A 14,368-nucleotide genomic window follows, 5' to 3' on the forward strand; every position below is an offset into this window, starting at 1 on the left:
CGCCGTCGCGGGTCAGGCGGGGCGCGCCGCGCCCGCGGCTCAATACCCCGCCGCGCTGCAGAGCGATTCGAGCTTGCGCAGCCGCGGGTCGTCGGCGCCGACCTCGCGGCGGAAGCGCGCGCGATTGGCGCAGGCCTGGCGCTGGAAGGCGGGCGTGCCCGGGCGCGGCGCCACGCGCTGATGGCGGCGGATCGCCTCGGCCTGAGCGCCCATGCGCGAGCGGTGGAACGCGCCCTCCGCGGCCTGTGACGGGCTGATCGCGGGCGCGAGATCCTGCGCGGCGGCGGGGGTGGCCAGACAGGCCAGCGCGATGACGGCGATGCGGTTCATGCGACCTCCTTCGTCCGACGTCGGGCCTAGCGCGCAGCGCACCGGCGACAAGTCGCGCGCCGCGAGCCGTGCCCGCGCGTCGGTCGGGCGCTGGGGCGCGGGAAGACAGGGCAGGGTGCCACCCTGCAGCGCGCCCGCCGCAGGGCGCGCCTTCCACCGGCTCAGCTCGCCATCGGCAGCCGCAGCCGCACCAGCAGCCCGCCGAGATCCTCGCTCTCTTCCAAAGCCACGGTGCCGTCGTAGATCTCGGCGACGTCGCGCACGATCGCGAGGCCGAGCCCGGTGCCGGGCTTGCCGGTGTCGAGCCGGACGCCGCGGTCGAAGATGCGGACGCGGTCGGCCTCGGGGATGCCGACGCCATCGTCTTCCACCACCACCTCGACGAAGCCGGCCTGCGCGCCGACCGTGACGAAAACGCTGCCGCCACCGTATTTGGCGGCGTTCTCGACGAGATTGCCCATGATCTCGTCGAGGTCCTGGCGCTCGATATGCGCCACCAGATCCTTCGGCCCGGTCATGTCGATGCGGACGTGCGGGTAGAGCCGCTGCACCGCGCGCTCGACCGATTCGACGCTGGGCCACACCGCGGCGCGGCTGTGCGCCGAGCCGCGCCGGCCCACGGCGCGCGCGCGCGCGAGGTGATGGTCGACCTGGCGCCGCATCGTGCGCGCCTCGCGGATCACCGTGGTCGCGAGATCGTCCGACTGGGCGGTGGCGGCGTTCATGATCACGGTCAGCGGCGTCTTGAGCGCGTGCGCCAAGTTGCCGGCGTGGCGCCGCGCCTCCTCCGCCTGGGTCTCGTTGTGCGCCACCAACGCGTTGAGCTCCTCCACCATCGGCAGCAGCTCGAGCGGCATCTTGCCGCTGATCCGGCTGGAGCGGCCGGCGCGCATCTTGGCGATCTCGATCCGCAGCCGGCGCAGCGGCAGCAGCCCGTAGAAGGTCTGCAACGCCGCCAGGATCACCAGCCCGACACCGAGGAGCACGAAGCTGCGCACCAAGGTGCGGCGCAGCACCGCGATCTGCGCGTCGAGCGCCTCGCGGCTCGACGCCACCTGGAAGCGCCAGCGCACCTTGGAGCCGGGCAAGGTGACGTCGCGCTCGACGATGCGCAGCTTCTCGTTGGAGAATTGATCGCTGTCGTAGCTATGAACCGCCCGGTCATTGTGCTGCTTGCCGTAGGCGAGCTGGCGGTCCCACAGCGAGCGTGACGGGAAAACCTCGTGCCCGGGCGCGGAGACCTGCCAGTACAGGCCGGAATACGGCTCGAGGAAGCGCTGGTCGGCGGGCTCGCGGTTGAAGGTCACCTCACCGGTCGAGTCCATCTCGGCCGAGACGAGTAGCGAGCGCAGCACATATTCGAGCTGGTCGTCGGCATTGCCCGTCACCGCGCCGACCAGCACACGATCCAGCGCGAACCCGCCGCCGAACAGCAGCGCCGAGATCCACAGCACCGCGATCAGGATCATGCGCCGCGTGATCGAGCCGCGCGCGCGCGGTGCCTCGACCGGCGCGTCGACGGCGGGGTCGGCCGCGGTCACGCGATCAGGCGTCCGGATCGTCCAGGCTGTAGCCCAGCCCGCGGATCGTGGTGATCACGTCCTGGCCCAGCTTCTTGCGGATCCGCGTGACGAACACCTCGATCGTGTTCGAATCGCGGTCGAAGTCCTGGTCGTAGATATGCTCGATCAGCTCGGTGCGGCTCACCACCTTGCCCTTGTGGTGGAGCAGGTAGCTGAGCAGCTTGTATTCCTGCGCGGTGAGCTTCACCGGCTCGCCGTTGCGCGTCACCTTGCCCGAGCGGGTGTCGAGCCGCACGTCGCCCGCGGTCAGCTCGGACGAGGCGTTGCCCGAGGCGCGGCGGATCAGCGCGCGCAGCCGCGCGATCAGCTCCTCGGTCTGGAACGGCTTGGCGACATAATCGTCGGCGCCGGCGTCGAGCCCCGCGACCTTGTCGGACCAGCTGTCGCGCGCGGTGAGCACCAGCACCGGGGTGGTGCGCCCCTCCTTGCGCCAGCGGTCGAGCACGGTCAGCCCGTCGATCTCGGGCAGGCCGAGGTCGAGCACGATCGCGTCATAGCTCTCGGTCGAGCCGAGGAAATGCCCCTCCTCGCCGTCGGTGGCGAGATCGATGGCATAGCCCGCTCCCTCCAGCGTGGACTTGAGCTGCTGGCCGAGGTTCGGCTCGTCCTCGACGATGAGCACGCGCATTACTGATGATCCCCCTCAATTGCCGGTTCGGCCGATGATCTGCCCCGAACGCCCGTCCACGTCGACCCAGATCACGTTGCCGTCGCGCAGGAACTTCAACGTGTAGATGCCGCTGGGCATCTCCAGGTCGACGCCGATATATTGCGCGCCCTTCATCGTCGGCAGCACGCGCCGCTCGATCTCGGGCAGCGGCAGGATCTTGCCCGCGCGGCGCGCCTGCAACGCCACCGCCCCCTCGCGCACCTGCTCGGGCGCGGCCTCGACGGGCGCGGCAAGCAGCAGCGGGAGCAGGGGAAGCAGCATTCTCACCGGTGCTGGCATAGGCGGAGGGGCTTGAACAGCCTGTGAATGATGGCGTCGCGCGGGCAACCCGCCGTGTCGCGAGGATGTTCCCGCGCGCCATGGCCGATCCGCGCCCGCGCCGCCATTGCCAGCCGCGCCCCCGCCACCTAGGTCCGCGCGATGGCCGCACCCATCCTCTCCTACGAAGACCTCGGGCTGGTGCAGGGCGCCGGCTGGCTGTTCCGCCACCTCGACCTGTTCATCGGCGAGCGCGACCGCCTCGCGCTGATCGGGCGCAACGGCGCCGGCAAGTCCACCCTGCTCAAGCTGATCGCGGGCGCGATCGACAGCGACGAGGGGCGTCGCACGATCGTACCCGGCACCAAGGTGGTGATGCTCGAGCAGGACCCGAATCTCGCCGGTTTCGCCACCTTGGCCGACTATGTCCTCTCCGGCGAGCACCCGCCGCAGCCCTATGAGGCCGAGGCGATCGCGGGGCAGCTCGGGATCGACCTCACGCGCGAGGCGCCGTCCGCCTCGGGCGGCGAGCGCCGCCGCGCCGCAATCGTGCGCGCGCTCGCGCTCGACCCCGACGTGCTGCTGCTCGACGAGCCGACCAACCACCTCGACGTCGCCGCGATCGAGTGGCTGGAGGATTGGCTCAAGCGCTTCAAGGGCGCCTTCGTCGTCATCAGCCACGATCGCACCTTCCTCACCCGGCTGACGCGCCAGACCTTGTGGCTCGACCGCGGCGAGCTGCGCCGCGCCGAGGTCGGCTTCGGCGGCTTCGAGGCCTGGACCGAGCAGGTCTATGCCGAGGAGGAGCGCAACGCCGCGCGGCTCGACGCCAAGCTCAAGATCGAGGAGCATTGGCTTCAGCGCGGTGTCACCGGGCGGCGCCGGCGCAACCAGGGCCGGCTCGCCAAGCTCAAGGAGATGCGCGCCGAGCGTGCCGCGATGACCGGGCCGCAGGGCGCCGCCGCGCTGTCGATCGCGAGCGACGACGTGAAGACGAAGGTGGTGATCGACGTCGAGCATGTCTCCAAGAGCTACGGCGAGCGCGCGATCATCCGCGACCTCAATTTGCGCGTCGCGCGCGGCGACCGGATCGGCATCGTCGGGCGCAACGGCGCGGGCAAGACCACCTTGCTCCGGCTGCTCACCGGCGAGATCGAGCCCGACGCCGGCACGATCCGGCGCGCCAAGACGCTCGACGGCATCGTCATCGACCAGCAGCGCAGCCTGATGGCGCCCGAGAAGACCGTGCGCGACGTCGTCGCCGACGGCGGCGAGTGGATCGACGTGCTCGGCACGCGCAAGCATCTCCACGGCTATCTCAAGGAGTTCCTGTTCGACCCGTCGCTCGCCGAGGCCAAGGTCGGCACGCTGTCGGGCGGCGAGCGCTCGCGGCTGCTGCTCGCGCGCGAGTTCGCGCGGCGCTCCAACCTGCTGGTGCTCGACGAGCCGACCAACGACCTCGACCTCGAGACGCTCGACCTGCTTCAGGAAGTGATCGCGGATTACGAGGGCACGGTGCTGATCGTCAGCCACGACCGCGACTTCCTCGACCGCACCGTGACGGTAACCCTGGGGCTCGACGGCTCAGGCCATGTCGACGTCGTCGCGGGCGGCTACGAGGATTGGGAGCGGCAGCGGCGCCCGCGCGTCGAGGCGGCGCGCAAGCCCGCGGCGAAACCGGCGACCGCGGCGCCACCTCCGCCCCCGGCGCGGACCAAGCTCAGCTACAAGGACCAGCGCGACTATGAGCTGCTGCCCAAGCGGATCGAGGAGATCGACGCTCGAATCGCGCGCGACGAGGCGGCGATGGCCGATCCTGGGCTGTACGCGCGCGACGCCGCGGCGTTCGACCGGCTGAGCAAGGGCATCGCCGCGCTCCGCGACGAGAAGGAGGCGGCCGAGCTGCGCTGGCTCGAGCTGGCGGAGAAGGTGGAGGGCTGAGCGCCGGCGCGCGGTTCGCTCCGACCGACTACCGACCACCAGCCACTACCCGGCGCCGCCCATCCGAGTGCCCGCCTGCCTTCGTCATCCCGGCCTTGCGCCGGGATCCAACCGTCCGCGCACGCAGCGCCGGTGAAGCTCGCGGCACGATGGATCCCGGCGCAAGGCCGGGATGACGAGGGCAGCTGGCCGGGATGACGAAGGCAGGGGCGACGGGTTCCTCCGACAAAGGCGCCGGTCCCGTTCGCGCCCATCGTTGCGCCATGATCGTCGGGCGCCCCGAACCCCTGATCGGACAAGGCCCACCTCAGCCTGCTACACCGCGCGGTCGCGCGCGCCCCTCCGCCGCTACGCCTCCGCGGCGGCGCGGTCGCGCAGCAGCATCTCCCGCGCCAGCTCGCGCGCGCGGCCGCGGGGCAGCTCCAGCGCGCGCGCCATCGCCGCGCCCAGCAGCGCGTCCCCCAGCGCCGCCAGCACCAAGTGCAGCGTCTCGTCGCGGATCGGCGCGTCGGGGCGCTCCTCGTCGCGTGCCAGCTCCTCGACCAGATCGTGGATCGCGGTCAGCACGGGGTCGAGCGCGTCGCGGTTACCGGTCAGGATCATCCAGCTCGCCAGCGCGCCCGCACCGCCGCGGCCGAACGCGTCGAACACCACGTCGACCAGCTCGGCCGGGTCGCGCTCGGCGCGCGAACGACGCACCGCGTCGCGGATCGTATCGACGATGCTCGCGGTCATCCGCTCGATCAGGGCGCGTTGCAGCCCATCGGCCGAGCCGAAATGGTGGAGCAGGTTGGCGTGGGTCCGCCCGACACGCCCCGCCACCGCCTTGAGCGTCACCGCCTGCGGCCCGTCCTCGAGCAGCAGCGCGCGCGCCGCCTCCAGCGCCGCGTCGCGCGACGCCTCGGGCGTCAGCCGGCGGCGGGGGAGGGCAGCGGTCGCCCGCGTCATCGGATCGTTACCAGTCGGATTACGGAACGTTGCTGCCCTTGTGCCGGGTTCGGCGCCGAAAGCAACCGATCATCAGGCCGCGATCGGCATCGCGCGCGACGGGTCTCCGGCGAGGTCGAGCGCATAGTCGACGCATTCCACCTCGCGGTCGCGCGCCAGCGCATAGCGCCGCGAATGGCCGCATTCGACGAAGCCGAGCTTGCGCAGCACGCGACCCGACGCCGGATTGTCGGCGTGGTGGTGCGCGGTGACGCGCGTGAGCGCGAGCGCGTGGCGCGCGACGTCGAGCACCGCGCGCCCCGCCTCGGTGGCATAGCCGCGCCCCCAGGCGTCGGGCGTGAGCCAATAGCCGAGCTCGACCCCGCCGCGCTCGCCGCGGTGCAGGCCGACGCCGCCGATCAGCCGATAGTCGCCGGTCCGCTCGACGATCAGGAAGCGCGGCTCTCGCGGATGCGGCGCCAGCGAGAGGAAGGCCGCCGCATCCTCCTCGGCATAGGGCCAGGGCGCGCGCGCCAGCCGCGACACCACCGCCTCATGCGCGATCGCGCGGGCGAGTGCCGGGGCGTCCTCGAGCCAGCCCGGTCTGAGGGTCAGTCTCGGCGTCAACGCGAACATGCTCCGTCTCCTTGTTCGGGCCGCTGCCACACGTGGATGACGGTGGCGCGACACGCGTCGCTGGGGGCGAGGGAGCATGAAAAAAGGGAGCCGGGGCGACCCGTCTCCCTTGTTGGCTGGGTTCCGTGCTGCGGAACCCCGGGTCGCCCTGGTGGGCAACCCGGTTGGTTGCCCGATGTTACTCGGCCGCGGCCGCCATAATATCGACCGAGCAGAATTTGCGGCCGAGCTTGCCCTCGTGGAACACCACGCGGCCGTCGACGAGCGCGAAGAGGGTGTGGTCCTTGCCGATGCCGACGTTGCGGCCCGGGTAGAACTTGGTGCCGCGCTGGCGCACGAGGATGTTGCCCGCGATCGCTTCCTGACCGCCGAACTTCTTCACGCCGAGGCGACGGCCGGCCGAATCACGACCGTTGCGCGACGAACCGCCTGCTTTCTTATGTGCCATTGCTCTTGCTCCTGCGCGCTACGGGATCAGCCGACCGACACGATCTTGAGGATCGTGTGGTTCTGGCGATGGCCGTTGCGACGACGATAATTGTGGCGGCGACGCTTCTTGAAGACGATCACCTTCTCGCCCTTGGCCTGGGCGACGATCTCCGCCGCGACGGTGAGGCCGTCGACCGACTTGAGATCCGCGCCCTCGCCCGCGAGCAGCACGTCACCCAGCGTCACCGACGCGCCGGCCTCGCCCTCGATCTTCTCGACGACGATCTTGTCTCCGGCGGCGACGCGATACTGCTTGCCGCCCGTGCGCACGACTGCGAACATGGCTCTCATCACTTCCCAAATGTCATAGCCCGCGAAGGCGCACCCTGCGGGAGAAGCGTGCGAGCTATGCCAAGCCTCCCGGCCTGTCAACCGATTCCGTCATCGGTCAACGATGGCGTCACCTAGTGGCGATGCTGCCGCTTCAACCCGTAGCGCCCGTCCGCCAGCCGGTCGAACAGGCCGGAGATGGCGGGGTGGTCGATCGGCTCGTCGCTGTCGTCGTGCACCAGGTTCTGCTGGCTGACATAAGCGACGTAGCTCGACTCCATGTTCTCGGCGAGCAGATGGTAGAAGGGCTGGTCCTTGCTTGGGCGGAAATCCTCGGGGATCGCCTGATACCATTCCTCGCTGTTGGCGAAGACGGGGTCGACGTCGAAGATCACCCCGCGGAAATCGAGCATGCGGTGGCGCACCACGTCGCCGATCGAGAAGCGCGCATGCGCGATCGGCGGCGCCACCGGCGCGTCCGTGTTCGCGGAGATCGTCTGTTCGCGGGTCATGCCCTCCATCTAGTGCGGAAATCGTCGCGCACAACAACGGACACGCTTGCGTCGGGGGCGAGACCGGGCTAGGGGCGCCGCTCGATCGCCGCCGGGCGCGCCGTTTCAGGCCCCGGTGTCCTCCGCGGAGAGGTGCCAGAGTGGTCGATTGGGACGGTCTCGAAAACCGTTGTGCCCTCACGGGTACCGTGGGTTCGAATCCCACCCTCTCCGCCACCTTCCTCGCTGCCCTGTCGCTGACGTGACCCTTCCGCCGCGGCGATGACCCGTCGCGGCGAGTTCGGTCGTTCTCTTCATGTCCTGCGCCGTGTCGGCTGAGGTACGATCCTGTCGTCAGCGCGGAGGACGGCGGCATGCGGCAGGAAAACGAGCGTTCACCCGAGAGCCGGGCGTTTCTCCACGACATTCGCACGGGGCAGCGGGTCACCGAGTCGTTCTTCACCGAGGGGCCGCCGCCCGAACTCAAGTTCAATTCCAACCACGATCCGGCCAACGGACGCTTCACGTCCGGGCCCAATGGAGGGCGAGCCGTGTCGCGCATGCGATCCGTGGCAAGGGCGAGGCAAGACAAATTATAGGACGTCTTGTGATCTTTATAGATCATGTAGCACTTATGTTGGCAGGTATTTCGTCCCCGTCGCAAGATGCCGTAATTATACGGCCGCCATCCAGAAAAACAGAGATTTACAGAATGTGCATAGATGAGGCTGGTTATGACTTCAACGCAGTCAATATATGCAACGTAGATGAATATAACCGCTGGTGCGGGGTGCTTGACAACTATGTCGATCAAGCAACGAAAATCGTTCCCGTAGAAATGCAAAGACGCTTTAAAATACGCCATGCCTCTTGGTTGAAATCGATGTGGAAAAATGCGGATCCACGCAGACCATTGATTTTAAGCGTGGAACAGTGGAGCGAATGGACTCGAGCTTCTGCATATTAGAAAATGTTGAGAATAGGGTTGATTAGGTTAAGCTGCACTGGTTGGGTCGCGCCAAAAAGAGGTAATTTCGGTCTGCTGCCTTGGCCACCCAATGGTTGCGCGTTTGGCTCCACTGAACCTGCGAGTGAGCAGCGGTGGCTTGCTTGTATCGGTCGCTTCTGAGTGCAATCCGAGGCGCACGACCACCACCGCCGCTCCCTACGCCTCAGCGCGGCGGCACGTCGTTCTGCGAGATCGGCACCACCTTGATCTCCACGCGGCGGTTGGCGGCGCGGCCCTGCTCGGTGTCGTTGGTCTCGATCGGCTGGGTCTCGCCGAAGCCGCGCGTCGCGATCCGCGCCGCCTGCACGCCGTGGCTCGACAGATAGTCCGCCACCGAGGTCGCGCGCCGCTCCGACAGGTCCTGGTTGTACGAATCGCTGCCGGTCGAATCGGTGTGGCCGTACACGTCGATATAGGTCTGCGGGTAATCCGCCAGCACGCTCGCCACCTTGTCGAGCGTGCCGCGGAACTGCGGCTGCACGTTCGCCGAGTTATACGCGAAGTTGATCCCCGACGGGATGTTGAGCAGCAGATCGTCGCCCTGGCGCGTCACCTGCACGTCGGTGCCGCGGGTGCGCTCGCGCATCTCGCGCTCCTGCTTGTCCATGTACGCGCCGATCCCCGCGCCGGCGAGGCCGCCGATGCCCGCGCCGAGGATCTTCTCGGTCCGGTCGCGCCGCCCGCCGACGAGGTCGCCGAGCAGATAGCCGCCGAGCGCGCCGCCCAGGCCGCCGATCGCGGTCTTGGACATGCGCCGCTCGCCCGTCTCCGGATCGGTGGTGCAGGCCGCGACCGTCAGCAACGACAGCGCCGACGCGGCGGCGACCAGCTTCGACGAGAGCTTCATTCTTCTTCCCTTTCCCCAGATCAATGCGGGACAACCCGATGCGCACGACCATAGTTCCTGCGCCGCTGAACGCGCGATGACGCAGCGAACCGCCACTTTGCGGATTGTCGCGCGCCCGCTTTGCCGCCAAGAGAGGCAGCACGAACATGCTACCGCCGTTCCCCTGGATCGACGTCGTCATCATCCTGGCGCTGGTCGCGCTTAACGGCGTGTTCGCGATGAGCGAGCTGGCGATCGTGTCGGCGCGCAAGGCGCGGCTGGAAGCGATGGCGCGCACCGGCCGCCGCGGCGCCGCCACCGCGATCGAGCTCGCCGCGGATCCGGGCAAGTTCCTCTCCACCGTCCAGATCGGCATCACGCTGATCGGCATCGTCGCGGGCGCCTATTCGGGCGCGAGCCTGGGCACGCCCACCGCGGCGCGGCTCGAGGCGCTGGGGTTGAGCCATGCCGCGGCCGAACGGCTCGGCTATATCCTGGTGATCGGGCTCACCACTTATGCCTCGCTGATCGTCGGCGAGCTCGTCCCCAAGCAATTCGCGCTGCGCAAGCCCGAGACCGTGGCGGCGCTGGTCGCGTTGCCGATGGCCTATCTGGCGCGCTTCACCAAGCCTCTGGTGTGGATGCTCGATTCGACCAGCGCGCTGGCCTTCCGCCTGCTCGGGCTGACGCGCGAGAACGAGGACCAGGTCACCGCCGAGGAACTCCACCTGATCGTCGCGGAGGCGAGCAAGTCGGGGGTGATCGAGGAGCATGAGCGCTCGATCATCTCGGGCGTGGTGCGGCTCGCCGACCGGCCGGTACGCGAGGTGATGACGCCGCGCACCGAGGTGGAGTGGATCGACGTCTCGCTCGACGATGCCGCGATCCGCGCCAAGCTGCTCGACGTCGCGCACAGCCGGTTGCCGGTGGCGGAGGGCTCGATCGACTCGGTGATCGGCGTGGTGCAGGCGCGCGACGTGGCGATGGCGCTGTTCCGCGGCGAGACGCTCGACGTGGCGCGGCTGATGCGCCGCGCGCCGGTGGTGGTCGACCAGATCGACGCGATGGACGCGCTCGACGCGCTGCGCCGTGCCGAGGTGCCGATGGCGCTGATCCACGACGAATACGGGCATTTCGAGGGGATCGTGACCCCGGCCGACCTGCTCGCCGCGATCGCCGGCGAGTTCGTCTCCGACGCCGATCCGGATGAATCGCCCAACGTGGTCGAGCGCGACGACGGCTCGCTGCTGGTGGCGGGAACGATGGCGGCGGACGCGCTGGCCGCGCGGCTCGGCATCGATCTGCCCGAGGACCGCGACTATGCCACGGTCGCCGGGCTGGCGCTGGCGGCGTTCCGCAAGCTGCCCGCCGAGGGCGAGAGCTTCGAGGAGCAGGGCTGGAAGTTCGAGGTGGTCGACCTCGACGGGCGTCGCATCGACAAGCTGCTCGTCAGCGAGGCGTGAGGGCGGGCTCTTCGCATTTCGGCGAGGGCGATGGCCGCGGGAACGTCGCTCGCTGACGCTGGACCGTGCTCCGGGGTAGGCAGCCCTTCTTCTCCGTCATCCTGAACTCGTTTCAGGATCCACCGGGCCGCGAGCACCGTCGCCACCTGAGTTGGCGGCACCGTGGATCCTGAAACGAGTTCAGGATGACGGCAGAGGGGGTGAGGGAAGAGCGATAAAGCGGGGACGGGCGACACGGTTCTGCCCATCCCGCCCGACCCGCCGCCGCCCCCCCCTCAGAACCGATAGCGCGCGCTCGCCAGCACCGTCCGCCCCTGGTCGCGATAGCAGTAGCCCGCGGCGCAGGTGGTCGGCTCGACCCCGAACGCGTTGGTCGCGTTGAGCTGGAGCCGCAGCCGCTGCAGCGACGGCACGTCATAATGCGCCACCGCGTCGACGAAGCGGCGCGCGCGGTTGCGGATCGTATTCTCGTCATTGCCCCAGCTCGGCCCGAGGTAGCGCAGCCCTGCGCCCAAACCGAAGCCGCCCCCCGCGGGGGCATAATCCGCCCACAGCGAACCCATGTGCCGCGGCGTCGCGGACAGGTGGTTCCCCGTCGTGCCAGTGGCGCCGCGGCGGATCGTCATGTCGGTCAGCGCGTAGGCGGCGGTGAGGTCGAGCCCCGCGGCGACCCGCGCCGACGCCTCCAGCTCCACCCCGCGCGAGCGCAGATCGAGCTGGACCTGGCGGTTGACCCCGGTCGAGGCGTCGAACACCACGCCGTCGCGTTGCTTGATGTCGAACGCCGCGGCGGTGAGCAGCACGCCCGCGCGCGGCGTCCACTTCACCCCGCCCTCATATTGGCGCGCGCTGGTCGGTCGTGCCGGCGAACCGTCGAGCAGCAGCCCGACATTGGGCTCGAACGAGGTCGACCAATTGACATAGGGCACCACCCCCTCCGCCACGCGCAGCGTCGCGCCGACGCGCCCGCTCAGCCGCCGGTCGTCGCGCGTGATCGCCGCCGCGCCGGGCACGTCGGTGCGCGCGTCGAGCCAGTCGTGGCGGATGCCCGCGGTGACGCCCAGCGCGCCCGCGTCGATCTGGTCCTGCGCGTAGAGGCCGGTCTGGCGGAAGCGCTGGCGCGCCACCGTGTCCACCGCGGGGCGCGCCAGATCGGTGTCGCTCAGGGGCGTGCTGCCATAGCCCTCCGCGCTGCGGTAGCGGACGTGATTATAGTCGAGCCCGACGAGCAGCCGGTGACGCAGCGGCCCGGTCGTCAGCTCGGCGCGGAGCTGGTTGTCGAGATTGACGCTCTTGGTCCATTCGGCGACGCGCGCGCCCAGCCGCGTGATCGGCGGAGTCGGGTCGGTCACGTAGGAATAGGCCGAATCGACCGTCACGTCCTGCACGCGCAGATTCTGGTGGAACGACACCGCGTCGCCGAAGCGATGCTCCAGCGCATAGCCGGCGCGCCACTGGCGGTGCGTCAGGTCGTTGAAGCGCGGGTCGCTCAGCGGGATGTCGGTGACGCCGGCGGCGTCGTTGTAGAAGGCCGCGCTCGCGCCCGTGCGCGACCACATATATTCGCCGAGCACGGTCAGGTCGGTCGCGTCGCCGAGCCGCGCGCTGGCGGCGGGGGCGAGGAAGTAGCGATCGTCCTTGAAGCCGTCGAGCGCGGTGTCGCTGTCGCGCGCCACCCCGGTGAGGCGCAGCGCGACGCCGTCGCCGAGCGGTGCGGAGACGTCGGCGTTGAGCTGATAGCGGTCGTAGCGGCCGACGAAGCCCTGCAGCTCGGCGAAGGCGTCGGCGCGCGGGCGCTTGCTGGTGACGTCGACCAGCCCGCCCGCGCCGCTCGCGCCGTACAGCACCGAGGCGGGACCGCGCACCACCGCGAGCCGCTCGATGCCATAGGGCTCGTTGCGCCACAGCCCCGAGGGGCTGTTGAGCTGGCGCAGCCCGTCGCGGAACACGCCGGTGTAGGTCGCCTGGAAGCCGCGGATGAAGAAGGCGTCGAAGCGCGGGTCGAAGCCGTAGCTCGCGGTGTTGACCCCCGGCACATAGGCCAACGCCTCGTTGAGCGTCTGCGAGGCGCGATCGTCGAGCCGGCGGCGGTCGAGCAAGGTCAGCGACTGCGGGATATCGACCAGCGGGGTGGCGGTCTTGGTCGCGGTGGTGGTGCTGCCGGTGACGATGACGTCGCCGCTGTCGTCGACGGTCTGGGCGGCGACCGCGAGCGGCGCCGCGAACGCGGCGCAGCCGAGGAGGAACGAGAGACGATGGCGCATGAACGGACCCCTTTCGCGGGGGCCGCTAGCTCATCTGCGAATGCGTCGCAAGAGCGTGCGCTGCATCAGAGGGCGTCGAGCGCGCGCCGCAGCCGGTCGGTGCCTTTCTCCGCGGCGTCGAGGACTCGGTCGGGCAGCGAGGAGGGCGCGGCGCCGAGCGTGCGATAGTCGCGCGCCAGCTCGTCCATCGTCGGCACCATGAAACCCTCGTGATCGCCCTCGAACAGCGTGAGCTGGACCGTGCCCGCGCGGCGATCGAAGTGGATCCGCCGCCCCGCCACGCTGCGCCCGGTCGCCTGATCGGGGCCGACGCGGCGGTCGAGGATGCTCAGCCGGGTCGCGTCGGAGACGATGTCGGTGTCATGCCCGGTCGCGAGCGCGACGCGGTTGAACCACGTCACCGACTGGTCCGGCGAGACCGAGGTGACCATGCCGTCGCGGATGCCGTGATAGAGGTGGACCGCGGGGATCTGCGCGGGCAGCGGCATGTAGAGCGGCGAGCGTCGCCGCGCCGCGGCGACGTCCAGGCCCTTGCCCGACGAGGCGGTGCATTGGCGGATGTCCTGGCCATAATGATCGAAGGCGTGGTGATCGTACCAGCTTTCGAGGTCCGCGATCGGCACCCAGGCGATGTAGCGGCGCACCGGCACCTTGCCCGAGTGGAGCGTACACAGCGCGGTATAGGCGCCGCCCGAGATGCCGACGACATAGATCGCGCGGCGATCGACGCGGCCGTGCGCGATCGCGTAGTCCACCGCGGCCTTCACCGCGTCGGTCACCCCCTCGCTGCAACAGGCGGCGGGCGTGTTGTTCGGACCGGCGAGGTTCGGGCGGATATAGTTCCAGCCGCGCGCCGCGACGAGCCGGTCGAGCCGCACGTCGTTGCCGAGGCTGCCCGCATAGGTCTCGCCCCATTGATGCAGGTCGACCACGAGCGGGGCGGGGCGGTCGGCGGCGACGAAGCGCGCGGCCTGCGCGGCGCCGTGGCCCGCGGCGGGAACGGTGACCGTCACCGCGACCGAGCGCCAGTCGCTCCATCGGCTCTGGATCATCGTCTCGATCGACCCGACGCGCGGATAGGCCGCGGCGCCGAGCACCAGCCCCGCCGCCAGCATCGTCACCGACATCGTCCAGCGCCGCGCGCGAGCGTGAACCCGATTCGCCATGATGTACCCCCGCTCCGCCCATAGGGCAGCGCGTGCGGACGTATA

15 protein-coding genes and 1 tRNA gene are annotated in these 14,368 nt (G+C 69.6%); 4 read left to right on the forward strand and 12 right to left on the reverse strand.

The features are described from left to right. Positions 1 to 39 precede the first annotated feature (39 nt). From EV292_RS14910 to EV292_RS14925, 4 genes are all read right to left on the reverse strand, one after another. A complete protein-coding gene (locus tag EV292_RS14910) occupies positions 40 to 330 on the reverse strand; it encodes a hypothetical protein (RefSeq protein ID WP_132910017.1) in 291 nt (96 codons plus the stop codon). Between the two features lie 161 nt (positions 331 to 491). After that, positions 492 to 1,799: a HAMP domain-containing sensor histidine kinase gene (locus tag EV292_RS14915; protein WP_132910074.1), complete on the reverse strand. Its 1,308-nt coding sequence runs from the start codon at positions 1,797 to 1,799 to the stop codon at positions 492 to 494. 76 nt (positions 1,800 to 1,875) lie between these two features. Further along, on the reverse strand, positions 1,876 to 2,541 hold the full coding sequence (locus tag EV292_RS14920) for a response regulator transcription factor (protein WP_132910018.1): 666 nt from the start codon (positions 2,539 to 2,541) through the stop codon (positions 1,876 to 1,878). Positions 2,542 to 2,556: 15 nt separating this feature from the next. Continuing rightward, on the reverse strand, positions 2,557 to 2,844 hold the full coding sequence (locus tag EV292_RS14925) for a hypothetical protein (RefSeq protein WP_243693796.1): 288 nt from the start codon (positions 2,842 to 2,844) through the stop codon (positions 2,557 to 2,559). Positions 2,845 to 3,003: 159 nt separating this feature from the next. Between EV292_RS14925 and EV292_RS14930 the strand changes: the two genes are divergently transcribed. Then, the gene (locus EV292_RS14930; RefSeq protein ID WP_132910020.1) at positions 3,004 to 4,782 is read left to right on the forward strand and encodes an ATP-binding cassette domain-containing protein; all 1,779 of its coding nucleotides are present in this window, start codon (positions 3,004 to 3,006) and stop codon (positions 4,780 to 4,782) included. Between the two features lie 348 nt (positions 4,783 to 5,130). On the opposite strand, the gene EV292_RS14935 is transcribed toward EV292_RS14930, so the two are convergent. The 5 genes from EV292_RS14935 to hspQ form a co-directional block, all read right to left on the reverse strand. Further along, on the reverse strand, positions 5,131 to 5,730 hold the full coding sequence (locus EV292_RS14935; protein WP_132910021.1) for a TetR family transcriptional regulator: 600 nt from the start codon (positions 5,728 to 5,730) through the stop codon (positions 5,131 to 5,133). Between the two features lie 72 nt (positions 5,731 to 5,802). After that, positions 5,803 to 6,345 (reverse strand): GNAT family N-acetyltransferase, encoded by a 543-nt coding sequence (locus EV292_RS14940; RefSeq protein ID WP_132910022.1) that lies wholly within the window; start codon positions 6,343 to 6,345, stop codon positions 5,803 to 5,805. Positions 6,346 to 6,523: 178 nt separating this feature from the next. Then, positions 6,524 to 6,793, reverse strand: a complete 270-nt coding sequence (gene rpmA / locus EV292_RS14945) for a 50S ribosomal protein L27 (protein WP_132910023.1) — start codon at positions 6,791 to 6,793, stop codon at positions 6,524 to 6,526. A 26-nt stretch (positions 6,794 to 6,819) separates the two neighbouring features. After that, positions 6,820 to 7,116, reverse strand: coding sequence for a 50S ribosomal protein L21 (gene rplU, locus EV292_RS14950; RefSeq protein ID WP_132910024.1), 297 nt, complete (start codon positions 7,114 to 7,116; stop codon positions 6,820 to 6,822). A 122-nt stretch (positions 7,117 to 7,238) separates the two neighbouring features. After that, complete coding sequence (hspQ, locus tag EV292_RS14955) at positions 7,239 to 7,616, reverse strand: heat shock protein HspQ (RefSeq protein WP_132910025.1); 378 nt, start codon at positions 7,614 to 7,616, stop codon at positions 7,239 to 7,241. 126 nt (positions 7,617 to 7,742) lie between these two features. Between hspQ and EV292_RS14960 the strand changes: the two genes are divergently transcribed. Beyond that, positions 7,743 to 7,832: transfer RNA gene (locus EV292_RS14960), tRNA-Ser, on the forward strand. A 137-nt stretch (positions 7,833 to 7,969) separates the two neighbouring features. After that, positions 7,970 to 8,194 carry a hypothetical protein gene (locus tag EV292_RS14965; RefSeq protein WP_132910026.1) on the forward strand — a complete coding sequence of 75 codons (225 nt, stop codon included), beginning with the start codon at positions 7,970 to 7,972 and terminating at the stop codon, positions 8,192 to 8,194. Positions 8,195 to 8,767: 573 nt separating this feature from the next. Here the strand turns inward: EV292_RS14965 and EV292_RS14970 are convergent. Beyond that, positions 8,768 to 9,451, reverse strand: coding sequence for an OmpA family protein (locus EV292_RS14970; RefSeq protein ID WP_132910027.1), 684 nt, complete (start codon positions 9,449 to 9,451; stop codon positions 8,768 to 8,770). Positions 9,452 to 9,597: 146 nt separating this feature from the next. On the opposite strand from EV292_RS14970, the gene EV292_RS14975 reads away from it, so the two are divergent. After that, positions 9,598 to 10,893 carry a hemolysin family protein gene (locus EV292_RS14975; protein WP_132910028.1) on the forward strand — a complete coding sequence of 432 codons (1,296 nt, stop codon included), beginning with the start codon at positions 9,598 to 9,600 and terminating at the stop codon, positions 10,891 to 10,893. A 275-nt stretch (positions 10,894 to 11,168) separates the two neighbouring features. Here the strand turns inward: EV292_RS14975 and EV292_RS14980 are convergent, their stop codons facing one another. Continuing rightward, positions 11,169 to 13,157 carry a TonB-dependent siderophore receptor gene (locus EV292_RS14980; RefSeq protein ID WP_132910029.1) on the reverse strand — a complete coding sequence of 663 codons (1,989 nt, stop codon included), beginning with the start codon at positions 13,155 to 13,157 and terminating at the stop codon, positions 11,169 to 11,171. Positions 13,158 to 13,222: 65 nt separating this feature from the next. Beyond that, positions 13,223 to 14,323 carry a prolyl oligopeptidase family serine peptidase gene (locus tag EV292_RS14985; protein WP_132910030.1) on the reverse strand — a complete coding sequence of 367 codons (1,101 nt, stop codon included), beginning with the start codon at positions 14,321 to 14,323 and terminating at the stop codon, positions 13,223 to 13,225. Positions 14,324 to 14,368: the final 45 nt, after the last annotated feature.

Source organism: Sphingomonas sp. BK235, assembly GCF_004345855.1.
Classification (GTDB): domain Bacteria; phylum Pseudomonadota; class Alphaproteobacteria; order Sphingomonadales; family Sphingomonadaceae; genus Sphingomonas.